Raw genomic sequence first — 25,546 nt, 5'->3', positions numbered from 1 at the left:
ATGAAGGTTAAAGCCCTGATCGGCGGCGCGGCGCTTTCCGTTCTGCTGGCCCACAACGCGGAAGCGAGCCTGATCTACTCGGCCCCGGCGGCAACCGGGCCGATCGCAACCAATCAGACTTATTCGTTGACGTTCAACTCGTCGCCCGTGGCGGCCGGCCTGTCGTTTGTCATCGACGGTTACACCAGCCTGGATGGTCAGAACTTCTATGAGGACGACTTCTCGCTGAAGCTGAACAACGTTTTGATCTTTTCCGGCACTTTCAATCTCGGTGGCGGTAGCAATAGCGGCTCGCAGTCCAATATCTACTACAATCCCTTCGGCGCGACATTCACCAATCTGACCGGAAACGGCACCGGCATCGGCTGGAATGGGGGCCAGGAGGCACTGAGTTTCACAGGCCTTCCCTTGATTGCCGGCCTGAACACACTCACCTTTGGCTACACGAGCCTCGGCTCCGGCCATGCCGGATTTCAAGGGCTCCGCGACGAGGGTTGGGGAATCGAGAAGGTTGCCGTCACCGCAGTTCCAGGCCCAACGGTCGGCGCAGGCGCCGCCAGCTTTGCTTTTGCCGCGTGCCTGTTCGGATGGCTCGTGAACCGGCGCAGCCGCCGGTTTGCTTGAGACGCTCCGCCAGGAGCAAAGTCGGCCCGACGGAGGCTTTCTCCCCACGAGGTGATGGCCTCGTGCAGCGCGGGCCCCATGGATCTCTCTTAGGTGAAGCGGCGTAACTCCATAGCCGCGGGGTTTCGGCAGCCAACGAGCGAGGGGATAATAGAGCTTGCGATCGGCGGCCTATGTCCGATGGGCGGTCGCGCTGCGCGAGCTTAGATTCTTGCTCGCCCCCCGGCTGGCTTTCCGCTGGCGGTCCCCCCGGGGAGAATCCCCCCGACCGCGCGACACTATCCGCAGTTTCGTTTCACGGGGCGTGGACAGAAGAGCCGCAGCAGCGCAGGATCAATGGACGGCTAACCCCGATGCCTGTAAGCGACGCTGGCGCAGAAATACGCCACAGAATCCCGCCATCACGACGAGAAGCCCCGGTAGACCGGCGCCCACAACCGGGCCGGGGACGCTGACCACGCGCTGAAACACGTCATTCGCACACGTCATTGCCCAAGACATGGCAAACGTGTCGCCGAGGGTGTGCTGATCGTTGATGTAATAGGTGATCGTGGAGCCGCTCACGACCGACCAGCTTCCACCGTACAGCGCCTTTTGCCCGGCGTCGGGCGTAAATTGCACTGCCTGGCCTTGTCGGAAATAATAACCATTGTTGCCAGAGTACGGCGCAGTCACCGGATCACCATACGCATTCGACATGATGATCTTTCCGTCCAGGGTCTTGTAGTACTGCGCGACGTGCGTGGTCTTGTAGTCGACCTCCTGTTGCACGGCACCGATCTGGTACAGCCCGCCCGTGCCAGGCGTCGCCGACGTCACGAAGGCCCAGGTCCAGTCGTTGGGCTGGTAGTAGTCATTTGCGTAATGACCGGCGGCGGTGCCGATCGGCGAATAGTTCGCAACACTTGTGAAGAACAGCGAGCCGTAGGTCGTTCCCAACGCCGCAGAGGTTCCGGGCGCACCCGCATAGCCGGTGTGCAGGACGATCTTCAGCGTGTTTCCGCCATTGGTCCGCGAAACGTCAACATAGGAGACGTTGAAAGTGCTGCTCGAGCCGATGACGTCCTTGTTGGAGACGTTCTGGGTGTCGATTCCACCCCAATAGTTGTCGCCATAGGACCCCGCGGCTGCGGGACTACTCAAAAATACCAAAGCCAAAACTGAAAAAATGCGACCAGTCCACATTCAAGTCTTCCACGCAGTGCAATACATGGTTACGGAACTCTAAATTGCGGCGAGGGTCAACCGCTATTTATTGGATTCAGGCTTTATTAAATTCAGTATGTATTCGGATCGGGGGCCGCACCGGGCCTTCGGCTGGCCACTTGGCGCAAAATTTGCTGGACCGGGACGGCAAATTTGGCGAGCGCTTTAAACCCAGCGTCACGTTAGAGTTAACAAAGGATCCTAGAGATTTAAGTTGCCCGGGCCGGGCCCAGACCTTAATACTTCGTTATCTGAGGTCCGGGGAAAACCTGTTGCAGATGTGCCACAGAGCGGCAACAATTTAAAGTTTTATCCAGTTTTTTGCGATTTAAATCGCAATGTAATACCGAGAATTTAACATGATTGTTCCTTCCCCCAGCTCAAGATCGCGCAACAGGATCATCGTTTCGTCGTGGGACCTGGTTTGGGCGACGGCCTCACCCCCTCTTGCCCTGTTCGTTCGGGACGGCGCGGCGCCATTCCACGGCGACTGGGCGGTCGCGGTCTATTATTGCTTGTTCGCCTCAGCCTTTGCGCTGATGAGCTTCTTCGCCCTCCGCATCCAGGACGGGCTGCTACGCAATTTCTCCGTCCAGGAATTCCTCTCCATCCTCGAGGCGGTGCTGTTCACGGAACTGATGACCTGCGGCGTTCTGTTCTCGCTCACGCGCATGGACGGCATTCCGCGCTCGATGCCTCTGATCCATGCCGCGTTGCTCGGTGCAGGGTTGATCGGTGGCCGGCTGTTCTTTCGCGTCATATTGCCGGACAGCGCACATGAACACCAAACCAAGCGAGAGCGCATCGTCGTTATTGGCGCGTCGCGCTTTGCCTTCCACTTCATCCAGATGCTGCGCGCCTATGCGCCGCCCAGCCATCCCGTCATCGCCGTGCTCGATCAGAATCCCAAAATGGTGGGACGCGCGGTAGCAGACGTCCAGGTCATGGGGATGCCGCACGAGCTCGACGCCATCGTTACGGAGTTCGCAATTCACGGCATCCATGTCGACCGGGTCGTGGTGGCTGGCGAGGCAAGTCAGCTCGGCGAAGCGACCAGCCTGGAGATCGAGCGCGTCTGTCAGGAGCGGCAGATTTTGCTGCAGTATCTGCCTCGTCTGGTCGGCATCACCGAATCCAGGGAGCCGGAACTCGCAACCGCAAGCGAACACGCGCAGCGGCCGCTCTCCTCCTATTTCTGGCTGAAGCGCTGGATCGACGTCTTGGGCGCGTTCGCGCTCATGGTCATTCTTTCGCCGGTCGCCGTGATCGCGGGTTTTCTGGTCCTGCTCGACGTGGGCGCTCCGGTTCTGTTCTGGCAAGAGCGGCTCCGCTGGGAGGGGGGCCCGTTCCTGATCTACAAGTTCAGGACATTGCGCGCGCCCTTTGATGCGGACGGCGAGCGGCTGGAAGCGAGCCGCGAGCCCTCGGCCATCGGGCGCTTCTTGCGCGCCACACGGCTCGACGAGCTGCCGCAATTGCTGAACGTGCTGCTCGGAGACATGTCGTTGATCGGCCCGCGCCCGCTGCTGCCGGAAGACCAGCCCGGGAACCTCGCCGACCGTCTGTCGGTCCGGCCCGGACTGACCGGCTGGGCGCAGGTCAACGGCGGCAAGCTCGTCAGCAAGGAGGAAAAGGAAGCGTTCGACACCTGGTACGTGCGCAACGCGAGCCTCCGTGTTGACATCTACATCGCGCTGCTCACCTTGAAGATCGTGATGACCAACCAATATGCCGGGCAGGAAGCAACGGCAGATACGGAGCAGGTCCGCCAGAAGGGCGTGGACATTCTGACCTCAGCTCAGCGGAAGATCGCATCCTAAGGTCCTTGCCCTCATGACGCCCCCGTCACTTCTGGAAGGTAATCCTGCATGAAGCCCCGTATTCTCGTGACCGGCGGAGCCGGGTTCATCGGCTCGCATCTGTGCCGCCGCCTGCTCGAGCGCGGCCACGAAGTGTTATGCGTCGACAATTTCTATACCGGGTCGAAGCAGAACATCATTCCCCTGCTCGACAATCCGCGTTTCGAGCTGATGCGGCACGACATCTGCTTTCCGCTCTATGTCGAGGTGGACGACATCTACAATCTGGCCTGCCCGGCCTCGCCCATCCACTATCAGTTCGATCCGGTGCAGACGACCAAGGTGAGCGTCAACGGCGCCATCAACATGCTCGGGCTGGCCAAGCGCGTGAAGGCGAAGATTCTTCAGGCCTCCACGTCGGAGGTCTATGGTGATCCGACCGTTCATCCCCAGCCCGAGGAATATTGGGGCAACGTCAACCCGATCGGGATCCGGTCCTGCTATGACGAAGGCAAGCGCTGCGCCGAGACCCTGTTCTTCGACTACCGCCGTCAGCACAATCTGCGCATCAAGGTCGCCCGCATCTTCAACACCTACGGGCCCGGAATGCATCCGAACGACGGCCGGGTGGTGTCCAACTTCATCGTTCAGGCGCTGCAGGGCCAGGACATCACCATCTACGGCGAAGGCGACCAGACCAGGTCGTTCTGCTATGTCGACGACCTCGTCGACGGCCTGATGAGACTGATGAACAGCCCCGACGACATCACCGGGCCGATCAATCTCGGCAATCCCGTGGAGTTCAGCATCCTCGAGCTCGCGAAGGTCGTGATCGAGCTGACCAATTCCCGCTCGAAGATCGACAAGCGCCCGCTTCCGCAGGACGACCCGAAGCAGCGCAAGCCGAATATTACAAAGGCGAAGGAGATCCTGGACTGGGAGCCGCGCGTTCAGCTCCGCGACGGCATTCGCAAGACGATCGAATATTTCGACGACCTGCTCAAGAAGTCCGCTTGAGCCGGTCCGGTCGGCGGCAGGCCGCTTGCCGTTCTCCGCGCAAGTTCGCAGCGACACAGACGGCGAGCGCATCGCGTGGCCTCGCCGGGACTTGTTAAGGTAAAGGGGGGGTAGCCAGCGCCAGCAGCGCCGCCGGCAGTTCTGACGGGCGTCGTGACTGGTTGACGAAGTCTTCAGACCGGCGGCCCTGATTTCCGGATCGTCAACCTAATTCCTGCCATCGGAACTTTGCCTCAAACTGCGTTCGCCGAATTAACTTGAAACGAGGGCACGGTTCCTACGCTTGGTTCCGGAAAGCAACGCAACCGCAAATCCTTCCTGCAAGAGATAGGACGATAGAGGCAGCCATGCGAAGAACTTTGGTTCAAGTCCGCAACGGAGTGATGGTGCTGAGCGCGCTCATGGCCTCCGCGGCACAGGCCCAGACAACCGCGCCGTTGGCCACGACAACGACGACCACGACGACCACCTCAACGACGAGCCCCAGCACCAGCACGAGCACCACGACCAGCTCGCCGAGCACGACGACCCAGCTCGTCGTCAGCAAGGACATCGTGAAGGATTTCTACGCGATCTGCGACGGCAAGACCGATGCCGCCCCCGCCTTCGCCGCTTTCAACAAATGGGCCGTGACGCAGACGGCCATGGTTCAGCTCACGATCCCGAGCGGAAGCGTTTGTGCGTTTACCAGCAATGCGGGTCTATGGTGGGCCAAGGGGATCAAGAATCTGCTGGTCGTTGGATATGGCGCCACGATCACGAACAATGGCGGCAGCGTTCCTGGCTTCTTCCTTGGGGGACGGGGTCAGATAGCCGACAATCGCCATAGCGCGCGACTTGTGACGGTCGCGGCAGGATCTTCAAAGGTGCAATTGCTGACGCCAGCTCAGGCTTCCATATTCACCGTTGGAAGCTACGCCCTTATCACCGGATTCGACCTCCAAGGGATTTGGCAAGCACCGTATGGTTATCCCTCGAATCCGCACTGGTTCGAATACGTCAAGGTGATCTCGGTGGACGCTAGTGCAGGCACTGTAACGCTCGCGGCGCCCCTAAAGAATACCTACAAGTCGACTTGGCCGAACTACAACTCTGGAAGCCAGTTTGAAGTCGATGCCGGTGGACCAGCGACCTTGTATGCGCTTGATCCGTCCTGGGACACTCAAGTGGAGTATCGGGGCCTGACCATTTCGCAGGATAAGTTTCAGACTTACGCCAACGGACGCAGCGTTACTTATCGCGATGTGAAGTTTACTGGCTACAATTGCGGCGTGCCCACGCAGAATTATCTTTGGCAAGCTATCAATACAGACATGTCGAATTGCAATCTGGAGGTCGACAAGCTGATCACCTCCATGGTGATGAACAACGTTATAATTAACCAGCTGAAATTCCAGAGTTCCTCGACAGACCTTGTCACCATATCTGGTTCGACTATCAAGACCCAGCTGACCGGAACTCCCAAGAAGGCTGTGATCTCAGACACGAAGATCGCTGACTTCCGGCCAGGCGCCTACGCTTACGGACGCTCCGATGAGGTGATCTGCACCAATTGCACGATCGGGAGCTTCAATCCCGCGGGAGTGTTCGAAACCGGTTTTGGAAGCAATCCGGTGCAGGTCAGTTACGCCATGTCAAACGGCGTCATCTCGTTTCCCAATGGAACGACAGTTTTGGGAGCAACCAACAATGGCGCAGGAAAGGTCCGGCTGACGGTCGCCTCGACTGCGGGGTTTGCCTCTAATGACCGCGTAAATATCTCCAGCATAGCTGGCACATATGAGGCAAATGGCGGCAATAAGCTCATCAGCGTTATCGACGCTACACATCTTGATCTTCCAGAGATCTCGTTTGTGAATGCCTACAAGTCAGGTGGTGTTGTTGGCCTGTACGCGCCGCGCTGGGCTGTTCCCGGTACAAATCTCCTTTGGGTTGGCGCACACGGTTCGGGCCCGATCTTCAAGGTGCTAGACGTTACGCAGGATCAGAACTTCAGCTACATCAAGACCGACTTTCCTGGGAGCTTCCCGGCCTACGCAGGCGCGAAGCTCGCGATCCGCGTGCATCCCGCGCCCAAGTTTACTTGCAACAACTGCTCTGGGAGCGCTGATGTGGTCGATCTGAACAATGCGCCCGCCGGCGCTCCGCTCTACTCTTACTCCAAGCGTACATATTCGGCCCTCACTGGCACGATCGCGGCGCCGAGGGTCCCTTTGTGGGGCGCCTTGAAGTCCGCCAAATTCAACGTGACTACTCCCTACTCGGGAGCTGGAGCCCTTCAGTTTCAGCTCTCACAGTTCAATAACTGGCCGATGATGAGCAGCCCAACTACGGTCTCGAACTTCGGCCCTGGCATTAATATGGCTGTTGCGGGAGAACGCACACTGACTTTGACCGGTATCACGGGCATGCAGTCTCTGGACAAACTTGGAGTTCCGCCAAATCCAGGCACCCTGCTCGGTCCCTCAAATAGCGGGCCGACCTTCAGCGCAGCGACACAAAGTTCCGCTCAGATAACGGTAGAGCTAATGACTGATCAGCACATCAGCCAATAAGTTAAGCGCCAACGATCCTCCAATCCTGCTCCCCATTGAGCTCTCTCTCGAGAGCTTCGTGGGGAGCTGTTTTTCTTTGAGGAATCCCTCCGCGCCGAGGGAAGCTCCGGCGCGCTTCTTCGAATTCTTGCTCTATCCGGCTGACGCATTCAGCGATAGTTTTCGGGATGTATCGCAGCGTATAATCTCGTCCCGGAGCTTTCTCGCAAACCGGGCGCAGCCTTCTTTCAAGCTGTTCCGAAGCATCACAATAGGTATTTCCCTTCGCCATCAACAGAGCAACAGACAATAGAAGCCTTGAGGAAACTTTCATGAAGAATGCCATTAGTGAAATCGTCAGGTTGCCGATCAACTGGCATCCGCTCGGTGGATTCGATCAACGTACCGCCGAAGCGATCGTACGAATTTGCGCCGATCGCGACATTTCTGAATCGGTTGAGACAGGCGCAGGTAAATCCACTCTTCTGTTCTCACATCTGTCGCGACATCATACCGTGTTTGCCCTCAATGAAGGCGATAGCTTGGCAATGCCCCTCAGCTCTCCGCTCCTCCGCAAAGAGGCGGTGACGGTGGTAGAGGGACCGAGTCAGCACACCTTGCCAAAGCATCAATTCAAGCGACTACAACTTGCCTTGATCGACGGGCCGCACGCTTATCCCTTTCCAGAATTGGAATATTACTACATCTACCCACACCTAGATCCTGGCGCAGTGCTCATTATTGATGATATTGACATCCCAACGATCAACAACATGTACCAAATTCTTCGGGTTGACCGAATGTATCGCGAAATTGCGACAGTCGGGAAGGCAGCCTTCTTGGAGAGAACGGAACTCCCTTTATTAGATCCCATTTCTGGATGGTGGGCTCTTCAAGACTACAATAATAAAAAGCGCGTTGTAGACCGCTCGATATCCGCCTATGTACGGCGAGCCGCGCACACCCTCAGACGTTCCACCCCTGCTCCCATCCGGAAGCTCGTTCGCACTTTCGTCAACTAGCACGTCGGATCGAGATTTAAGACGCGCGATAGTCGAGACTCTTCATCTGAGGCGCGATCCAACATCTAAGATGCTCCGGACACAGCGTAACGACGCTTCCAAGATGATTTGCCTCGACTCGAATCATATCTCACCCGAGTTGCCTCGCTCACGATCCCGGAAGCTTCATTGAAACCCACATACGGCATAAGCACGTCGATCATTTCAAAAAATCCAGGTCCGTAGATAAACATGCACGCTAGACAGCGGCAAGTCGCTGCTCAATGAACTCCCGAGCGATCTTGCCAATCTCTCCCCAGCGGTGGCGCTCCCGGTAGGCGCGATACCCAGCGCTGGCCATCTCAGCATATCTCTTCGATCGCAGCGCAGCTGCTATGCGCTGCGCATACTCGCTAGCCGAAGCCGATAACGGCAATACGATTCCGGTTTCGCCTGTCGCAACAATCTCCGAGATTCCGCCCACATCGCTCACGACCGGCACACATCCGACGGACATAGCCTCGATCGCAGGCATACAGTAGACATCGCCGCGCGTCGGAAAGATAAAGAAATGGGCTTTGCGCAAGGCGCTTTCGAACGTGACCAGCTGTTTTGCATCAAGCTTGTCGATCGGGCCGAGGATATTGACATAACCCTGCGCATTTTCAGGCAGCGGATGATGGCTTCCAATTGTATCTAGTTTGGCGGGAATTCCCATTCTGTTCAATTCGACGGTTGCCTCTATGGCAAGGTCCAGGCCTTTGCGCTTGTAGTCAAAGCCTATGAATATCAATTGGGTGAAATCTTGCTCTCGCGCCGCAAGGACGGTCGGGATGTCGGCGCTCCGCTCCTCTCCGGGAATGTTCAATCCGAATCCCGTAACTTTCTGCTTCGCCGGATCCGCTCCATACTGAGCAACGGCGGTGTTCATGGCAAAATGAGAGGCCCACAATGCCCCGTCCGCTTTTTCGATCGCTCGCCTTTGAACATAGTGCTCGAAATGCTTCCGTTCGTCCGATTGGACCATCGTCGAACTATACGAAAGCGACACAAGATTCTGATAAGTCGCGTCCGTCCAGAAGAAAACAGGAAGGCTCCCCTGATAGAAGCTGATGTCAAAATGATTCGGACAAACGATTGCGTCGGCTTCTGCGTGATAGGGATGTGCCTCGATGGCTCTGCCGATCTCTTGCAGCAGCTTTCTTCGGGCCCGAACAGGATCCTTCGGCAACAGGATTCGCGTCAGTTTGCGCACGACGCGTGATGCAAGATGAGGGCGCGAGGCCTGAAGAATTGGACAAGCGCGATGAACGTTACAACCAGCGCTCCTCAGTGCCTCGAGCTTAAAATGATCAATTCCGTTTCCGCGCTTGAAATCTGAAACTTCATAGGAGGCTACGTACAGTATCTTCATTTTGCCACCAAGCAAAGAAAGTTACGAGGAGCGCTTAGCAAATGATCGTGAAACTGGTTCGAAGCTAACTATGTTGCCTTCATAGCCAACGTCGGAACGCAGCATTCGACAGTATAGACCTAAGTACGCTCCGACATCGAGAACGACATTGACGTCGGTCTCGGCAAAAAACTCCCGAAGGTGATGCACAAGAGGAAGAGCCGGAGGATGCCTAATTATATCAAAGCCAGCCTGTCTCAGACCTTGCTTCACAACATGCATCAAGACCATGGTTCTAGTCCTCCCATTGCCGCGAGACGCAGAGACCAGAAACGAGAACCGTGGAGTTTATTTCGGAACGGCTACCGATGCGACAGCTGGCTCAGTCAAAGTCATGCTCCGAATAATCTTGCGCCCGACGGCGATAAACCGATCTTCTATCCCCCACTTCGTGAACTTGGCTATCCAATAGGTCACACCGATCGCAAGCGATAGCGAACCAAGATAAACCAGAGACGGAGGAACTGCTAAGCGCGAGCAAAGCTCAATGAGAAATCCAGTTACCCACCACGCAAACACGAAGTGGAAGATGTACATCGAATATGAAACTTCCCCGATCTTTGCGATCACTCCTCGTTCTCTGAAGATGCGCTTGGCCATCATGAACAAGAGAGCAAAGCTTAGGCCGGCCAATGAGGGCGACAACATCGCACCGATGTGGCCCGGCCAATTTAAGCAGGCAAAAGATGCGACGCCAAACAGCACCATCAGAATCGCGTCCCAAGCCAGCGACGCAGCGCGCGGCTTCGAGAAATAGAGCAGCATGCCAATGAGGAAGACGGGCAACTGGTTTAGGATCGAATAGTAGAGAAAACTATTGTTCGCGATTCCGCTTCGCTTGAGTACGTAAACGATCGTCAATTGCACCAGACAGTTGACCAAGACGGCGGCAGCAATGGCGAGCCAGGGAAACTTCGGCCAATCCTGGAATCTTTTGTACATCAAGAAAAGCAATGGAAAGGCTACGTAAAAGAGCATTTCGGTCGCAATCGACCAGCCACCATGCACAATGCTGTTGTTTGCGGCGGGAACAAGCCCATGCACGAAGGCAACGTTGCTGGCGATATTGACCGCCGAGTAATCAGCAAGGCGATTGGTCCCGCCGAAATTCGCTTGCACGTAGGCGACGCCAACGTAGAGCGCGATCCCAATATAGTACAAAGGAGCAATTCTGAAGTAACGGCGGATATAGAAATTCCTGGAGGGCTCACCAGGCCGAGAATCCATCGAGCGGCAAAGTGTGTATGCCGAAGCAACGAAGAAGAGTTGAACTCCCATTTGACCAAAGCCAGAGACCAATTGAAGCGTAGGAAAATCTCGAAAATTCTGACCATGATGGACGCAAATCACCATGAGAATGGCAATTCCACGCAATGCGTCAACAAATGAAAGCTTCTCGGAATCCATACAAAAAAACCTGCAATATTAATCCAGTATACTTCTCTAAATCACCGCCGCAAGGGCGACGGAACGTAGGCAGCGGCACGCGGCTGCGATCTAACCCCGCTCCGAAGCCGCGCGATCTCCGATCTTCTTCGCCGGCACGCCCGCGACGATCGTGGCGGCCGGCACGTTCTCTGTCACAACGGCTCCGGCCGCAACCACGGCTCCTTCGCCCAACTCGACGCCGGGGCCGACGAATCCACGCGCCGCCACCCAACATTCGTCTGCGATGCGGATCGGCGAGGCCCTGAATGGAAACGTGATGTCGCGGTGGTCATGGGTGCCGGCGCAGAGATAGGCGTCCTGCGAGATCACGGAATGCGACCCGATCGATATCTCGGCCACCGAATAGAGAGTTGCGTTGTCGCCGATCCAGACATGATCGCCGATCGTCACGTTCCAGGGATAGGTCACCCTGACCCCCGGACGAATGAGAACCCGCTTTCCGATCTTGGCGCCGAACAGGACCAGCGCGAAGCGCCGCCAGGCAAACAGGAATTGTGGCGTCGGAAGCACGAGAAGCGACTGGAACAGCCACCAGAGCTGGGCGCGCCAGGCCTCGCGGCCACGTGCCGTCCCGGTAAAGCGGGACAGATCCTGAAATCGGTTCGCCCTCACGGCAATCGCCTCCTCACCGGCTCTCCGAGATAACCCGATCATAACAAGCGAGCAGCTCGCGGATGGCCCTCGGCCAGGTCAATCGCTCGCGCGCATAGGCGGCGCCCTGTGCTGCCATCCTGGCGCGCGCCGCATCATCACCCAGGATCTCCGCGACCGCGCGCGGCAGCATTGCGTCGACCTCGCGCTCGTCCACGACGAGGCCCGCTCCGGCCTCCTCCACATAGGGCCAGGTGTTCACCTTGTCCGTCACGATAACAGGCACGCCCATCTGCATCGCCTCCGCGACGGTGATTGCGAAATTCTCCTGCCGCGAGGGCAGCAGGAAGAGCTCCGCCGCGGCGTAGGAAGCCCACTTCAAATCGCCATCGAGGCGGCCGGCGAACAGCACGTTGTCGTCAAGCGACAGCTCCCTCACCCTCTGCCTGAGCTCGTCGACATAGCCGGCATCTCCATCGCCGGCGACCACGAGTAGAAGGTTCGGGACCGTCTGCCGAAGCGAATGAAGGCAGCCTAGGATACGATCCAATCCCTTCTTCGGATGGAGCCTGCCCAAAAACAGCAAGATCCGCTTTCCTGCCACTTGAGGAAACTGCGCCACGAACCGCGCCTGCAATTGGCTTTTCGACGCCGTGCTTGCATTGGCGCCGAGCGGAACGAGCTCGCCTGCCGGCAGCGGCAAGCCCGCCAGCTTTGCCAGACGTTCCTCCTCGGGGGTGGTGTAGATGATCCGAGCCGCACGGGCGATATTGTGCTTCTCGAAAATGTGCAGATAGATCGATTTCTTCAGCGCCTTGACCGATAGCGAATAGGGATCGAGCATTCCGTGCGGCATGAGCACGTAAGGCCGGCCGAGCCGGGCGCAGGCCTGGCGGGCCGAGACGTTCAGCGGACTCCAGAGCGTATGCACATGGACGATATCGGCCTCGCGAACTTGGGCCTCGATCGTTCCCGATCGCGCCCGTCCGATCCCAGGAAGTGTCTCGCGCGGGCTCAGGAAACTCGTAGGAGCAAGCTGCTCGAGCCGCTTCAGCAGCTCGCGCTCGTCACCCCTGCAGTAGCCCGGCGTCGAGAGGATGCGCGACCGATGCCCCAGCTCGTTCGCCTCCTTGACGAAATTCTCGACCACGACCGGCGGCCCGCCGGCGCTCGGATGCATGTAGGGAATGACATGGAGAATGTTGTAGGGCATCGAAACTGATGGAGGGGCAAACTATTCGGTCTGAACACTTTTGGATTTTGGAAGCCAGTATCTTCCCATGAGCCATAACGCGAGTGTCGGCAGCATGAAGGGAACCATGGTCAGCAAGCTGCGCATCCCCATGGCCGCAGCAAGGAAACCCGAGGCATACAAGACCTGGGAAAATGATGAGTCGACCTGACGACCTGTCCGATTCCACCATCCCGCAGCGGCGCCGAACGCAAGGCCCGCGATGAGGACGCCGAGAAAGCCCCAGGCCATGTAGGCTTCGCCCACAAACGTGCAGGCGAGCGTCGTCACGCCATCATTTATGCCGAGCGCCGCCTCGATGCTGGTGCTCAGGCCTTCCGGCTTTCCTTCCCAAAGCGCACGGGGAATCGGCTTGATGATGGCTTGATAGGGAATCTCCAGGCCGAGATACGGAACTGCGTCGGGGAAGACATTGGTCAGGTTGGATATATTGACAAGGTTGTGGTCGATATAGAGCGTATCGTAGTGACGCTCCTCAGAGGCAATCGCAGTCACACCGCCGGCAGAGCGAAACTCGAGCATCAGCGTGCTTGCGAACAGTAGCAGGCCAGCGACCGGTACTCCAACCTTCAACACCTGGCTAAGCTTCAGATCAGGTTTGGTCAGGGCATACGCGCCGAACATGGAGATGACGTAGGTCCCGAGCACGTTTCTCGTCCCCGACGCGAATGCATAATAGAACGTAAGTGCAAGCACGGCAAATACGATCACCTTCTGCACGATTGAGAATCGTTCCGCGCGCGCGAGCATCAGTCCCGCGATCGGCGGCAGCAGATAGATCAGCAAATTGAGCTCGTAGAGCAAGCTATAGGCGTTGCCAAACTTGCCGCGGCCCCACGATTGCGAAAACCTCGGCCGCGACATCTGCTCGATCATCTCGATCGGGTCGAAATTGACCGCGAGAAAGATATGCAAATAGCCAACGACAAAGGCGAAGATGAACAGCCCAAACAGGTAGATTGGCTTCAGATCGAGCGGGGCACTCGAACTCGCCTGTTGCGGGATAAGATGACGGCCGACGGCGAGTCCGAAGAAGCCGAGCAGGACAATCGTGGCGCCGCGGGTGGCGGCTTCGACACTCACCACGCCATTGACGTCAGGCTGCGGAAAAAGAAACTCCAGCAGGGTGAGCCCGTACAGCACCCAGAGCATCAGATTGTCGGTGCGGATCAGAGCCCGCACACCCTGGACCGCTTCCATCGCCGTGCTCAGCGCGAGCGCAAGTCCGACGCCGATCGCCGCGGTCTTGAACAGCGACTCCGCGTCCTCCGAAGGCAGCGCGAGCCAGGTCACCGCGAGCCCGGCGACCAGGATCAACGTCGGCGCATTTGCATTTTTTTGGCCGGCCTGCACTGCCCCAGCCGTGATCGGTGCTGACGTCATGAACACCTCGCCGCTTCCCCGGCATAGAGCCTTTCATAACCCGCCGCCATCGCGGTGTCCGAGAATTGCTGGGTAACCATAACACGCCCGGCTTTTCCGATCTCGCCAAGCTCCTGCGGATGGGCGATGAAATGCTCCAGGCGCTCGTCACGGTCGTAGAATATGGCATTGCCGGCGTGCAGGAACGGCAGTTCCGCCGCGACGGTGGCGGAGACCGCGGAGGGCAGCCCCATGCTCATGGCCTCGATCAGGGCAAATGGCAGCCCTTCGTACTCGGCGGTATGCAGGAAGAGGTCGGCTGCCGCCAGATAGGGCCGCACCTCCGACTTCCAGCCGGCGCACCGGATCGCCTGCCCCAGGCCCTCGCGCTCGACCGCCGCTTTCCATTCCCCGGCCAGCTCGCCGTCTCCGATCCAGACGAAGCGGAGATGGTCGTGCTTCCGGCACAGCTTGCGCGCAACCTCCAGGAACGTGAACGGGTTCTTCTGCGCGACCAGGCGGCCAAGGCCGACGACGAGAAACTGGTCGTCAGCGACGCCAAGCTCCGCGCGCGCCGCCTGCCTCATTGCTTGCTGGCGGTCGAGGTCGACCAGCGGCACCCCGTTGAAGATCGTCTCCGTCCTCGCGTCAGGCCCGAGAAAGGCGGACAGCTCCTTGCGGCGCACGTCCTGCACGGCGGCGAATGCGCCCTTGAACTTCCGCAACTCGAACGCGGCCACCATGTCGCGCAGCAGAGCACCACGCGCCCGCAGATACCGCGCGGTCTGGGTGAGGTGGACGGTGCACACGGACGGCAACCCGCTGATGCGCGCTGCGCGCAGCAGATCGAGCCCATCTTCCAAATTCTGCTTGTTGATGTGAACGACGTCCGGCGCGAGCGCGCGCCACTGCCTGGCGATCGCGTTAGTCTGCTTCGCATTGAACAGCGTCGCGAGCGAGCGTGACCGATGATCATAGGTGTTGACGTAGTCCGCCCGGATCACTTGCGAGAACTCCGCGCATTGCGACGCAAGCTCGTCCATCCGGCGATGCGTTGGCATCCACGTCATGATCGAATGGCCACGGGCCGCCAGCGCACGACCGAGATAGAGGAGAAAGATCTCGCCGCCACCGCGCGAACCCGATCCGCTGCTCACCAAGAGTATCTTCATGAATTCGTCCAGGCCCGCCTTCTACGACCGATCGTTCCCGCTTCGCGCCAAGCTGTCGAACACGCGGACCCACTTTGCGGCGCCGGCTTCGGGGGTCAGGTCGCGAGACGTTTCCCGCGCGTTCCTGCTCCACTCGTCGAGCACCGCCGGCCTTTCCGCCACCTGCCGAAGCGCAGCCGCAAGGCTGTCGACGTCTCCCGCCTTGACCAGAAGGCCGTTGACGCCCGGCTTCACCAGATCCATCGCCGCCCCCACATTGTCGGAGCAGATCACCGGGATCCCTGTGGCCAGCGCCTGGTTGACGACGACACCCCAGCCGTCATGCCGGCTCGGCAGCACGAACACGTCGTTGCCGGCGAAGAACTCGGGCAGCCGCCCGGGAGGTTGAAAACCGAGATAGTCGATGCGGCTTTTGGTCTTCGCATCGACCTGGCGCAGCATCTCGGGAAGCTCAGCTTCCCGGCCGACGAGACGCAGCGTGGCGTCATGTCCTGACAGCACCAGGCGGTCGAAAGCTGCGAGCAGGACATCGAGCCCCTTGCGCGCGATCATCTGCCCACAGAACAGAAATGTCAGCGGACCTTCCGGCCGCTTGGGCCGCTCGATGCGATGAAATTCCTCGATGTCGCAATGATAGGGAATGTTGAAGGTCTGTTGATGCGGAAACTGGTCCTGGTAGATGCGCCTGGCAACTTCGCCGATGCCGACGATCGCTGCGGCCGTCGAGATCGGACTCATCAAATGGCGCTGGACCAATCCCTTCGCCCCAGTGTGGGCACGAGGGCGTTCCCCCCAGAAAATCCAGCGAGAGCGCTTGAGCCGCGCGCGCATCAGCCACTGACCGGTCAGAGAGGTGTAACTGCTGAGAACGACGAAGTCGGCGTCCGCAAGGTCGGGGAGCCGCCAGTTGACATGGGCGCGCACCGGCCCAATCGGATACCACGACCCCGGCAAGATGTGCTCGTAACGCGCGAGGTCGACGGCCGGCCACGGTGAATCAGGAGAACCGGCCTCCATGTAATACACGTTCAGATCGATTTCGCGCCGCTTTGCCAACGCCGCGAAAAGGTCTCGCTGATATGGCGATGGAACGATCGTAACGAAGGCCACCTTGTGCGCAACGGCGTTCGCACGCTCTGGCGCGCTCGGTTCGCGGCGATCGCTCACTGCGGGTTCAATCGATGAGCTCATTCCATCTCTTCCCGACACTGTCCAAGGAAAACTGAGCGTCGACCGAGGAGGCGTTCGACATTCTCCTCAATTCGGCTGGCTGCCTGAGTAGTTTCGTCAACGCCGCCGCAATGGCGTCAGCAGACACTTCCGGTAGAAGCAACCCATTCCGCCCATCCTGAACCACATCGCCGCAGAACTTTGATGCAATGATGGGCAGATGCCAGCCTTGAGCCTCGAGCTGGGTCAGCCCAAATCCATCCGACAAGGTCGGGAAGATCATCAGGTCGGCATATTCATAATGCCCCGCAGTCTCGCCGTGGGGCACGTGGCCTATCCATTTGATCCGTGGATCGCGCAGAAGGTCCTGGGGAATCTCAAGCTGGATTGGCCCCACGAATGTAAACTCGATCGGCTCGTCCTTCAGCTTGTTGATCGCCTCCAGGAGCGGCCCGATCCCCTTCCTCAAGTTGACCTGCCCGAGAAAGAGGACCCGCATGGGACGCGCCTGCGAGAACTGCTCCGGATAGGACCGCTGGGACGGCGCCCGCGAGGCCTCGTAGGCAAGCGGAATGCAGGCGATCTTCGACCCCTCGATCCCCTCTTCCAGCAGCGCCTGCTCGGACCATCTCGAATTGACCACGATGCGATCGGCAAGCTCGCATTCCTCGCGCCAGCACTGCCAGTACGCCTCGGGCGGCGGCTGCCAACCATGAGACAGGCCAGACGCTTGATGAAGCTTTTGAAGAATGCGTTGCTCCGGCGGACCAGGGTCGATCTGCGCCAGCACCGTCCGCCACCCTTGGGGACGAGCCCACCGGAAGATGTCTCTCGCGGCATAGCTGTACGCCATGACCACTCCGGGACCTTCGCGTGGCTTCCGAAGCCCCGACAACACCTGCACGACGTAGGCTTGGAATCTCTCATTCCTCGCGATCATCAGGTCCCAGCCGCCCCGGCGCCGCGCTTTGGCGGTTAGTTCGAACGCCACGCTCGCCCAGTTGGAGGCGCTGACCGGTGCGTCGGCCAGTTCGGGATTGAAGCGGGAGGCCGCGCCTGCGCCAACGAGGTGGCGTAGAATGGATCCAGGCGGGATCCACAGGTCGGTTATCAAGCGGGCGAGATGCCCACCTCGGTGATGCAGCCGTGGAATTGCGTAATGCTCGCGTCCGCCGAGTTGGCAGCAGACCCATTTCGCACTGCTCACATCCAATATCCTACAGGCCCAGCTATGATCCGTTAACCGAACCCTGCATTGTGGGCTTTGGATCGCGGGAGATTAATCTGAAAAAGCGAGATAGAACATCAGGATCAACCGGGTCTCTATATTGCCGAAACCGATAGCAGTCTAGCGGAATAGCCAGGAAACCGGCGATGATTCCTCGGAAGCGGCGACGACTTGCCAGAAACCTTACTCTGTTTGCGACTTGCAGGACGCCCCAACCAAGGCGCGATGCCGGGTAGTGCAGGAACGCGTAGAGCCCGAGATTGGTGATGCTGGCGGCCGTGATCACCGCGGAGCTGTGGTGCTTGAGGTCCGTGTCGTGAAATACGCGCAGCGCCCCCACCTGGCAGATGCGCTGTCGTGCAGCGAAGAGCTGTAAGCTGACGTCCGTCTCCTCGACACCGTAGGCTACGGGCCGCGGCAGGTATCCACGGATCTTTCGATAGGCCTCGACCCGGATTGCGAATCCACAGCCCACAAAGCTAGGCCGGTCGTACATCCAATCCGACAGTCCGGGCATTTCTTCGTTTCGGTGCCAGATCTGAGCGGCCAGCAGCGCGACATCCTCGTTCTGTCCGAACAGCCGCTCGACCTCGGAGAAGAACTGTTCGTCGATCGGATAGGAATCGTCATCAAAGCTCACCGCAAAGGGCGTATCGCAAGCCATCAGGGCCCGATGGCGCCCACCTCCGGGCCCGAGTCTCGTATTCGAACTCAACACGACAACGTCCGGGAACAGACTGCTGATTTCTGCGAGCGCATTGTCGGCGGGGGCATCGAGATGGACGATGATCTTGGCTGGCAACGGTCGGCAGAGCGCAATGCGCTCGAGCACCTTGATGATCGCGGTCCCCCGACCATAGGTCGGTATGATGACGGATACGGGTACCCTGCCCTCCTGGCCGCCAGCCATTGCTCACCGTCCCGCCTGCGGTATGGACCTGGCAGGAACGCCGGCGACGACCTCACTCTCGCTCACCGATCGCGTGACGACGGCACCCGCACCAATGACCGCGTTTGCGCCGATCTGCACGCCCTTCAGGATGATCGCACCAGCGCCTATCCATACGTTCTGCCCGATCGTCACGGGCTGACTGACCAGCGGCTGATCTGCAAGACGCCTGTCTTTGCCGACGGCGTGATCATGGTCGGTAATGTAGCAGAACGGACCTATCATGCAGTCATCCCCGACTTCGATCCGATCGGACGCGTCAAACATCGTATAGCGATTGACGTAGGTCCGCGCGCCAATATGAATTTTGGGCTGCTGTCCTCTATCGCCACTGTTGAGCAGGATCACGCCATCGTCCAACGCAACACCGTCGGAAAGAACGAGATCCCAGGGATTTCTGGGTACGCTGACCCGCCGTATCCAGCAGTGATTTCCAATTTGCGCTCCGAGCAACCGGAGCCGAGCAATGCGCAGGCGCATCGCTATCGCCCCTGGGTAGCGCATGATCCTGTTGGCGAACTCCTCCCTGATGCTCACGCCTCGACCCATCCAAATACGCCCAGCATCTCAGGCTGCCAAGACACGCCTGTAAAAGGCTGCCGTCCGCTCCGCGATGATCGGCCAATCGAAGCTCTTCGCGCGGATCCCGCCGACCCGTCCGATGCGCGCCGCCAAATCTCGGTCTCCGTGCAGCGACAGGATGGCTTCAACCAGGGCATCCGCCGAACCCGGAGGAACCAGGGTCCCGGCCTCACCGACGTACTCTCTTATGCCGCCGACATCTTCACTGACAATCGGCAGCTCGCAAGCCATTGCTTCCAGGATGGCGTTGTTGGCGGTTGCCGCCTGCAAGGTCATCAAGAGACACGATGAAGAGCTGTACAGCCGGCGAAGATCCGAGTCGGACACACCGCTAAGAAGTCTGACGTTCGCAAGCCCCTCGAGTTCTCGCGTCTTGTCGGGCGAGGCAACCACCACGAACGAAATTTCCGGACGAACGCTGCCGATGATCCTTATGACGTCCCTCAGCAGGTCGAAGCGGCGACGATAGCTTCCGACGGAAAGGACCGTGAACTGCTCACTGGTCGCGACCTCTGAACGATGAAAATAGCTCAGATCGATACCGTGAGGAATGACCTCAATCTTCTCGTTGTCGACGCCGCGGTTCAGGAAGAATTCGCGTTGCGTTTCGCTCATCAAGATGATGCCATCGAGGCTTCTCAGCCGGTTCGCGCGAAGAGTGTCAGGCAACGTATCGGTACATGCATGAAAGGTGGCGCACACCTTCGGCCGGCGCATGGAGGGCAGACGGTCGATAACCCCCCAATCACGCTCCCCCCAGAGGAAGTGCACGAGGCCCTCAAATCCGGTTTGACATTGAAGCCACGCCCGAAGCTCCGGCTCCACCGAACTGAAGCGATACCAGCTTGAACCCGTAAATTGATTGATCCAGCGCTGGGCCGCACGTTCGACGACAGTCCTCGGCTCCCGCCGGCGGTTTCTGAGCAAAGCTGCATGCGGCACATGCTTTGCGAGCTGCGTATAGCCGGAATAAGCTCCTTGAACATCGCTGTCAGTCGCGAGGAGCAGATATGGATAGTCCTTGTGCCTATCTCTATCAGGTGCTGCTTGCCCCGACATCAGGTGGTTCGGCTCCAAATACCGTTCCTGAGCATATGGCCAACGGCCTCGGCAGCCCGAAAACCAAATGCGTGAAAGACAAATCGATATCCGAGCGGTGCGGCTCGGCCGCGCGGCGAGAACCACCAGTCGGTCGCGAAAATCTGACGGATCAGGCCGACAGAACGCGCTCTATCATAAGCCCAGGCGCTACGCGCTATCTCAAAGCGCGCGAGATTGATGGCGAACAAGCGGCTGGAAGTTAGTTTACCCCGGCTTCGGAGAAAGTCTTCGAGTTGCTGCTCGATCATCAGCCGGCGGGTGTGGACCAGTCCGATGTCGCGCTTGCAGAGGGTTTGGTCGCTCCACTGGCGATACACCGCGCCGCTGTTCGCGCTAAAAGCAAATCGCTTGCCTCCCATGAGCAAACGCAAATACAGTTCATGCTCCTGACAGCACGGCTGCTTCGGATCCCATCCGCCGACATCCAGGATCGCAGCTTTGCGCCAAAGCGGCGCACCGGTCTGCGGCAACTTCCAACTGGCCAGAAGTGACCAATAGTCCAATGGTTCGGGTATCTCCATGACCTCTCGGCGAGCGCCATCGGACGAATAGTACTCCCAGATCGCAGGCCCGATAAGCACATCAACATCCGCCAGAGTCTGAATAAACCTGGCTTGGTTTTCTATCTTATCCGGCAGGAGATAATCGTCGGCATCGAGGTACTGGACCCACTCACCTTGCGCGAGTTCGAGTAGCCGATTTCGCGTTTGATTCCCGCCCCGATTAGGCCCCCGCTCGCATCGGATACGATCACCGTAGGACTGAACGACATCGAAGCTGCCGTCCGTAGAGCCGTCATCGACAACGATGACCTCGACGTTCGGCCAAGTTTGAGCCAGCGCGCTGTCGATTGCCTGACCGATCCATTGTCGCGCATTGTAGCAGGGTATGAGGATCGAAACGAGCATCAGACACTGCTCCTCTGGGACAATGCCGTCGTCATGTCGACCGTCGCCGGGTCCGCCGTCAACGGCGCCGGCTTCATATCGAGGAGGCCTTGCTTGACGAGGCGAAGCATTCCTTCGCTGTACATCAGATGTCGCACGGCACCCACGTAATGGCGGAATGGCCGATCGCCGAGGCCCGGGGTGAGGTAGACTTGATAGTCTTGCGGCAACAGCTCCACGCCGTAGCGCGAGCTCAACAGGGCAAACAGCGTCTGCTCGATCCGCCATGGATGGCCGTCCATGATGCCATCCAGTCCGAGACACTCCTCAATCCAGTCCAGCCGCATCGAGTCGGGATGGACGACGCCAAATCCGGAGTTGATCTCTTCTGTGACTTCGAAACCGAGGCGTTCCTTCACGATCCTCCAGTCAAGCGAATATGACGTTTCGACATCCCGATTGAATGTATTGCGAAGATAGGCTGGATCTTCAGCGCGGTTCAGAAAGACCGACGGTTCACGAAAGAACAGGAGATCGCTGTCGAAGAGCAGCATCCTCGGCGATCGCAGACTCATCTTGAAATCGAACAGCTTGAGAGCCAATGCATTCGATTGCCGAAACGCCTCGCACCTCGGATAGCCACGGAGGAAATCTCGCGCCTGGCGATCGGCATCGGCGCGAAGCAAGATGCGGGCGGCCGGGAAATGCTTCTTGATCGCCTCCAGTCCTTCTGGCGGGACCGAGCCGTCTTCATGGACGCAAAGCGCGTAGCGGCGACCGCTGATGAAATAGAAGGACTTCAAGGTCCAAATCAGGTTGATCCAATCCTGCGCTGACGTCAGGACATGAATCTCGTACCGTGAGTCGCTCGTGTCGGCGACCGGTGCCGTATTCAGGATCCGGGGCCGCACGTGATCGCGAGCATAGGCGACGCGAAATCCGCGACCGTACTTTTGGCGAAGACGCAGAAGAACGGCTCCGATGCTCACAACTTGCCTCCAAGGACGGTGTTCGAGAACAAAGGCTTCACCGATTCTGTCAATCGAGTTCTGAAAGGCCGCGCGAGCAAAACACTCGGGTGGGACAATGCATAGCCGGCCAGCCTGGCCCTTCGGCGCGCGGGGAGCTCGTTGGAAGCGATCGAATCGCGAACGCGTGGAAGGAATTCCGCGTGATACATCCATTCAGCGCGAAGGCGGATCTGCTCTCTTCTTCCGATGGGAGTGCTCTTCGAGAACAGATAGGGTCGCACGACACCGAGGAGTTCGTCCGCTGTACGTTCGGGCTGCGTGGACTTTTGCAGCGGATGAAGGCGGAAGGCTGCCAAGCGATCGCCTATGAATCCAGCCTTTCCGCCGGCAGCAAAGATCCGGGCCCAATAGTCGTAGTCCATCACCCAGTGGAGATCTTCGCGGAAAGAACCGATCCTCTCGGTCACACGACGAGTCCAGAAGACTTCCGGCTGAACGAAATTTCGCCCGCCCCACCAGACTGCCCACAAGTCCAGGCACTGTTCGAGGCTGCCGATGTCGCCTTGCTGCAATCTGACCAGCTTCCCTACATGATCGACGATCTCACATTGGCCGTGGATGAGATCGCAATCGGGATAGTCGAGCCAGTAACGCGCGACCTTCTCGAACGCCCCGGGCAGATAGTAATCATCGCTATTGATATAGGCGATGATGTCGCCGGTGGCCTTCGACAGACCCTTGTTGATCGCATGTGTTTGGCCGCGATCGGGTTCACTCACCCAGTGGGCAAGGCGGTCGCTATAGCGCTTGATGATGGAAACCGTCTCGTCCGTGCTGCCGCCATCGATCACGATGTATTCAAGGTTGGGGTAACCCTGCTCAAGCACTGAGCGGATTGTCTGCTCAATGAAAGACCCTTGATTGAAGGACGGCGTAATGATCGAGATTTTTGGAAGCATCCCCTAGCCCTCTCAGGAGATCATACCGGTTGGCCGCGACCACTCCAGGATGGGAGCAATCTGACCGGGCCTGGTCCCCTCGATAGTGTCCCACAATGGGGATTTCCCATGGCGCAACCGGACCTGAAATTGAATCACCGCATCTTCCTTGACCAGCCAAACCACGTTGTGAATGCTGAGCCGAGGGCTGACGTAAAAGGTCCCTTCATTCAGCAGGCCACTCGGAATCCTACAACGCCAGACGTTTTGCCCCACGTGAGGCTCGAGCCAGTCCTGCCGCTGCGCATCGGTTTGGTAGGTGCGGAAAATCGTACTTCCTTCGGAGTCGAAAAGATCGAACCCCACGCAAAACGTTCCGGCGGGAACGTCCGAGACGGTAAACTCGAGCTCGATGTTGATGTCCCCATCACTCTCGAAGATGCTGGAGGGTAGACCGTCGTCCCGCAACAAACGAACAGCGGCCAGCGCTACGCCATCTCGTTGCGGCGCCTTGTCGATGGGCCACTCTCTTACGCCAGTTTCGGTCTGGCTGTCGGAGAGATAGCTCGCAACCACCTCCCGCGCCGAACCTTGCCGAGTGACACGCCCCCCTTCCAGCAGCAGGACCCGATCGCACAGCGACTGCACGGCCTGCATGTTGTGGCTGACGAAGAGCACCGTCCTGTGGTCCTTCGTTGCGACCGACTGCATCTTCCCGAGACACTTCTTTTGGAATTCGGCATCGCCAACCGCCAGCACTTCGTCGACGATCAGGATCTCAGGTTCGAGGTGCGCTGCGATCGAGAACGCCAGCCGAACGTACATGCCGCTGCTGTATCGCTTGACCGGCGTATCCAAGAACCGCTCGACTCCCGCGAATGCGACAATTTCGTCGAACCGGGCACGGATTTCGGCCCGGCTCATGCCGAGGATGGCGCCGTTCAGAAAGATGTTCTCGCGTCCACTGAGTTCCGGATGAAACCCGGTACCGACCTCGAGCAGGCTAGCGACCCTGCCTCTGATGGTGGCCCTTCCGGCATCGGGCTCCGTGATCCGGCTCAGTATCTTCAGCAGCGTGGATTTTCCCGCCCCGTTTCGTCCGATGAGACCGAGCACTTCGCCCGCGCCGACGTCGAACCGAACGTCGCGGAGCGCCCAGTACTCCTCAAGAGTGTCGCCCTGGATGATCTGGCGCCCGGAGAACAGATCAGCAGTATTCCGCGCCAATGACCGAAATTGACCAACGATCGCGTCGCGCAGCAGATAGTTGGACGAGCTCTGTCGATGCCCCAGCCAATAGCGCTTCGATAACCCTTCTACCGATATGGCAACGTCACGCATCTACCAATCTCAAATCTGGTCGGCAAACTCGCGCTCGGTGGAGCGGAATTTCCAAACCCCAAGGACGACCAAGCCCAACGCAGCCACGACGCCAATGGCGAGAGTGGAAGCTTCGGGCGCCGGCGCCCCCTCGATCAAGCACCATCTGAAGCCATCGATAACGGCAACCATCGGATTGAGCGCGTACAGAACGCGCCAGTCACTGGGGACGGCGGCCGTGCTGAAGCCAACCGGCGAGATATAGAGGCCCAGCTGTACCAGAAACGGGATCACATGCCGGAAATCCCTGTACTTAACGTTAAGTGCCGCGAAAAAGAGTCCCGAACCCAGGCTCAGGGCGAAAGCCAGCATGAAAAACAACGGCAAGTAGACAATGTGCCAGCCCGGAGCCACGCGATAGAACACCATCAGAATCGCGAGCAGGACGATCCCGATCATGAAGTCGACGAACGCCGTAACGACACTGGCGAACGGGATAATGACGCGTGGAAAATACACTTTGCTCACCAACGCGGAATTCTGCACGACGCTATTCGCTGCCTCAGCGACGGACGAGGAGAAGAACGTCCACGGCAGCATTCCCACGAAAACCATGAGCGGGTATGGGACAGCGACACCGGACGGAAGCTGAGCAATACGGCCGAACACGATCGTGAATATGAGCATCGTCAGCAACGGCCGGATGACTGCCCAGGCAACTCCGATGACCGTCTGCTTGTAGCGAACCGATATGTCACGACGTGCAAGGACGATGAATAGTTCCCGGTAGCTCCACAGGTGCTGCCAGTACCGCCGGTCGATTCCGCCCGGCTCGATCGTTATGCTGTTCTTGTCCTGCGGGGCATCTATCAGGCGATGACCGTCCGGGGCGTTGTCTACGAGTGCCATGAGCTCATTGGGCCCTGTTCAGGGCGACTTA

23 protein-coding genes are annotated in these 25,546 nt (G+C 58.7%); 5 read left to right on the top strand and 18 right to left on the bottom strand.

Annotation, left to right across the window (positions count from 1 at the left end; genetic code table 11):
• On the top strand, positions 1-624 hold the full coding sequence (locus X268_RS05545; protein ID WP_128923996.1) for a hypothetical protein: 624 nt from the start codon (positions 1-3) through the stop codon (positions 622-624).
• A gap of 333 nt (positions 625-957) precedes the next feature.
• Here X268_RS05545 and X268_RS05540 read toward each other — a convergent pair whose 3' ends face one another.
• Entirely contained in the window at positions 958-1,809 is an 852-nt protein-coding gene (locus X268_RS05540; RefSeq protein WP_128923995.1) for a hypothetical protein, read from the bottom strand.
• A 380-nt stretch (positions 1,810-2,189) separates the two neighbouring features.
• Between X268_RS05540 and X268_RS05535 the strand changes: the two genes are divergently transcribed.
• Both X268_RS05535 and X268_RS05530 read left to right on the top strand, forming a co-directional pair.
• Positions 2,190-3,650: a sugar transferase gene (locus X268_RS05535; RefSeq protein ID WP_128923994.1), complete on the top strand. Its 1,461-nt coding sequence runs from the start codon at positions 2,190-2,192 to the stop codon at positions 3,648-3,650.
• A gap of 48 nt (positions 3,651-3,698) precedes the next feature.
• Positions 3,699-4,646 carry a UDP-glucuronic acid decarboxylase family protein gene (locus X268_RS05530; protein ID WP_128923993.1) on the top strand — a complete coding sequence of 316 codons (948 nt, stop codon included), beginning with the start codon at positions 3,699-3,701 and terminating at the stop codon, positions 4,644-4,646.
• A gap of 364 nt (positions 4,647-5,010) precedes the next feature.
• Here X268_RS05530 and X268_RS39270 read toward each other — a convergent pair whose 3' ends face one another.
• Positions 5,011-5,199, bottom strand: coding sequence for a hypothetical protein (locus X268_RS39270; protein ID WP_164937553.1), 189 nt, complete (start codon positions 5,197-5,199; stop codon positions 5,011-5,013).
• A 1-nt stretch (position 5,200) separates the two neighbouring features.
• Here X268_RS39270 and X268_RS39265 point away from each other — a divergent pair, with 1 nt between their 5' ends.
• Together X268_RS39265 and X268_RS05520 are read left to right on the top strand one after the other, a co-directional pair.
• Positions 5,201-7,201, top strand: coding sequence for a hypothetical protein (locus X268_RS39265; RefSeq protein WP_164937552.1), 2,001 nt, complete (start codon positions 5,201-5,203; stop codon positions 7,199-7,201).
• A gap of 311 nt (positions 7,202-7,512) precedes the next feature.
• Positions 7,513-8,202, top strand: a complete 690-nt coding sequence (locus tag X268_RS05520) for a class I SAM-dependent methyltransferase (RefSeq protein WP_128923992.1) — start codon at positions 7,513-7,515, stop codon at positions 8,200-8,202.
• 238 nt (positions 8,203-8,440) lie between these two features.
• Here the strand turns inward: X268_RS05520 and X268_RS05515 are convergent, their stop codons facing one another.
• The 16 genes from X268_RS05515 to X268_RS05440 all read right to left on the bottom strand — a co-directional run bounded on the left by X268_RS05515 (position 8,441) and on the right by X268_RS05440 (position 25,515).
• On the bottom strand, positions 8,441-9,595 hold the full coding sequence (locus tag X268_RS05515) for a glycosyltransferase family 4 protein (RefSeq protein ID WP_128923991.1): 1,155 nt from the start codon (positions 9,593-9,595) through the stop codon (positions 8,441-8,443).
• A 327-nt stretch (positions 9,596-9,922) separates the two neighbouring features.
• Positions 9,923-11,041, bottom strand: a complete 1,119-nt coding sequence (locus tag X268_RS05510) for an acyltransferase family protein (protein ID WP_128923990.1) — start codon at positions 11,039-11,041, stop codon at positions 9,923-9,925.
• A gap of 90 nt (positions 11,042-11,131) precedes the next feature.
• On the bottom strand, positions 11,132-11,695 hold the full coding sequence (locus tag X268_RS05505; RefSeq protein ID WP_208764425.1) for a WcaF family extracellular polysaccharide biosynthesis acetyltransferase: 564 nt from the start codon (positions 11,693-11,695) through the stop codon (positions 11,132-11,134).
• Positions 11,696-11,708: 13 nt separating this feature from the next.
• Entirely contained in the window at positions 11,709-12,887 is a 1,179-nt protein-coding gene (locus X268_RS05500; protein ID WP_128923988.1) for a glycosyltransferase, read from the bottom strand.
• 21 nt (positions 12,888-12,908) lie between these two features.
• Positions 12,909-14,309 (bottom strand): O-antigen polymerase, encoded by a 1,401-nt coding sequence (locus tag X268_RS05495; RefSeq protein WP_128923987.1) that lies wholly within the window; start codon positions 14,307-14,309, stop codon positions 12,909-12,911.
• Positions 14,306-15,460: a glycosyltransferase family 4 protein gene (locus X268_RS05490; protein WP_128923986.1), complete on the bottom strand. Its 1,155-nt coding sequence runs from the start codon at positions 15,458-15,460 to the stop codon at positions 14,306-14,308. The genes X268_RS05495 and X268_RS05490 overlap by 4 nt, the downstream gene beginning before the upstream one ends.
• 21 nt (positions 15,461-15,481) lie before the next feature.
• Entirely contained in the window at positions 15,482-16,198 is a 717-nt protein-coding gene (locus X268_RS39830) for a glycosyltransferase family 4 protein (protein WP_208764424.1), read from the bottom strand.
• A gap of 436 nt (positions 16,199-16,634) precedes the next feature.
• Entirely contained in the window at positions 16,635-17,837 is a 1,203-nt protein-coding gene (locus tag X268_RS05480; protein ID WP_208764423.1) for a glycosyltransferase family 4 protein, read from the bottom strand.
• 22 nt (positions 17,838-17,859) lie between these two features.
• On the bottom strand, positions 17,860-18,768 hold the full coding sequence (locus tag X268_RS05475; RefSeq protein ID WP_128923983.1) for a glycosyltransferase family 2 protein: 909 nt from the start codon (positions 18,766-18,768) through the stop codon (positions 17,860-17,862).
• Positions 18,769-18,771: 3 nt separating this feature from the next.
• Complete coding sequence (locus tag X268_RS40530; RefSeq protein WP_283818286.1) at positions 18,772-19,344, bottom strand: acyltransferase; 573 nt, start codon at positions 19,342-19,344, stop codon at positions 18,772-18,774.
• Between the two features lie 30 nt (positions 19,345-19,374).
• A complete protein-coding gene (locus tag X268_RS05465) occupies positions 19,375-20,466 on the bottom strand; it encodes a glycosyltransferase family 4 protein (protein WP_164937551.1) in 1,092 nt (363 codons plus the stop codon).
• Positions 20,448-21,398 (bottom strand): glycosyltransferase family 2 protein, encoded by a 951-nt coding sequence (locus X268_RS05460; RefSeq protein WP_128923980.1) that lies wholly within the window; start codon positions 21,396-21,398, stop codon positions 20,448-20,450. The genes X268_RS05465 and X268_RS05460 overlap by 19 nt, the downstream gene beginning before the upstream one ends.
• Complete coding sequence (locus X268_RS05455; protein WP_208764422.1) at positions 21,398-22,366, bottom strand: hypothetical protein; 969 nt, start codon at positions 22,364-22,366, stop codon at positions 21,398-21,400. The genes X268_RS05460 and X268_RS05455 overlap by 1 nt, the downstream gene beginning before the upstream one ends.
• Positions 22,363-23,307, bottom strand: a complete 945-nt coding sequence (locus X268_RS05450; RefSeq protein WP_128923979.1) for a glycosyltransferase family 2 protein — start codon at positions 23,305-23,307, stop codon at positions 22,363-22,365. Before X268_RS05450 ends, X268_RS05455 begins: the two co-directional genes overlap by 4 nt.
• A 12-nt stretch (positions 23,308-23,319) precedes the next feature.
• Positions 23,320-24,627, bottom strand: a complete 1,308-nt coding sequence (locus X268_RS05445) for an ABC transporter ATP-binding protein (RefSeq protein ID WP_128923978.1) — start codon at positions 24,625-24,627, stop codon at positions 23,320-23,322.
• 9 nt (positions 24,628-24,636) lie between these two features.
• Positions 24,637-25,515, bottom strand: a complete 879-nt coding sequence (locus tag X268_RS05440; protein ID WP_128923977.1) for an ABC transporter permease — start codon at positions 25,513-25,515, stop codon at positions 24,637-24,639.
• Positions 25,516-25,546 lie beyond the last annotated feature (31 nt).

Origin of the sequence: Bradyrhizobium guangxiense, assembly GCF_004114915.1 — a bacterium.
GTDB lineage: Bacteria > Pseudomonadota > Alphaproteobacteria > Rhizobiales > Xanthobacteraceae > Bradyrhizobium > Bradyrhizobium guangxiense.
The sequence above is the reverse complement of the archived record's forward strand: the minus strand, read 5'-3'. Positions and strand labels throughout refer to the sequence as shown.

Bases quoted from the DNA above. Each gene is read 5' to 3' on its own strand.
- X268_RS05475 (WP_128923983.1), bottom strand. From the start codon at position 18,768: ATGGCTGGCGGCCAGGAGGGCAGGGTACCCGTATCCGTCATCATACCG.
- X268_RS05530 (WP_128923993.1), top strand. From the start codon at position 3,699: ATGAAGCCCCGTATTCTCGTGACCGGCGGAGCCGGGTTCATCGGCTCG.
- X268_RS05460 (WP_128923980.1), bottom strand. From the start codon at position 21,398: ATGCTCGTTTCGATCCTCATACCCTGCTACAATGCGCGACAATGGATC.
- X268_RS05510 (WP_128923990.1), bottom strand. From the start codon at position 11,041: ATGGATTCCGAGAAGCTTTCATTTGTTGACGCATTGCGTGGAATTGCC.
- X268_RS39830 (WP_208764424.1), bottom strand. From the start codon at position 16,198: ATGAGTCCGATCTCGACGGCCGCAGCGATCGTCGGCATCGGCGAAGTT.
- X268_RS05535 (WP_128923994.1), top strand. From the start codon at position 2,190: ATGATTGTTCCTTCCCCCAGCTCAAGATCGCGCAACAGGATCATCGTT.
- X268_RS05500 (WP_128923988.1), bottom strand. From the start codon at position 12,887: ATGCCCTACAACATTCTCCATGTCATTCCCTACATGCATCCGAGCGCC.
- X268_RS05495 (WP_128923987.1), bottom strand. From the start codon at position 14,309: ATGACGTCAGCACCGATCACGGCTGGGGCAGTGCAGGCCGGCCAAAAA.
- X268_RS05520 (WP_128923992.1), top strand. From the start codon at position 7,513: ATGAAGAATGCCATTAGTGAAATCGTCAGGTTGCCGATCAACTGGCAT.
- X268_RS05490 (WP_128923986.1), bottom strand. From the start codon at position 15,460: ATGAAGATACTCTTGGTGAGCAGCGGATCGGGTTCGCGCGGTGGCGGC.
- X268_RS05445 (WP_128923978.1), bottom strand. From the start codon at position 24,627: ATGCGTGACGTTGCCATATCGGTAGAAGGGTTATCGAAGCGCTATTGG.
- X268_RS05450 (WP_128923979.1), bottom strand. From the start codon at position 23,307: ATGCTTCCAAAAATCTCGATCATTACGCCGTCCTTCAATCAAGGGTCT.
- X268_RS39270 (WP_164937553.1), bottom strand. From the start codon at position 5,199: ATGTCCTTGCTGACGACGAGCTGGGTCGTCGTGCTCGGCGAGCTGGTC.
- X268_RS05545 (WP_128923996.1), top strand. From the start codon at position 1: ATGAAGGTTAAAGCCCTGATCGGCGGCGCGGCGCTTTCCGTTCTGCTG.
- X268_RS05515 (WP_128923991.1), bottom strand. From the start codon at position 9,595: ATGAAGATACTGTACGTAGCCTCCTATGAAGTTTCAGATTTCAAGCGC.
- X268_RS05540 (WP_128923995.1), bottom strand. From the start codon at position 1,809: ATGTGGACTGGTCGCATTTTTTCAGTTTTGGCTTTGGTATTTTTGAGT.
- X268_RS05440 (WP_128923977.1), bottom strand. From the start codon at position 25,515: ATGGCACTCGTAGACAACGCCCCGGACGGTCATCGCCTGATAGATGCC.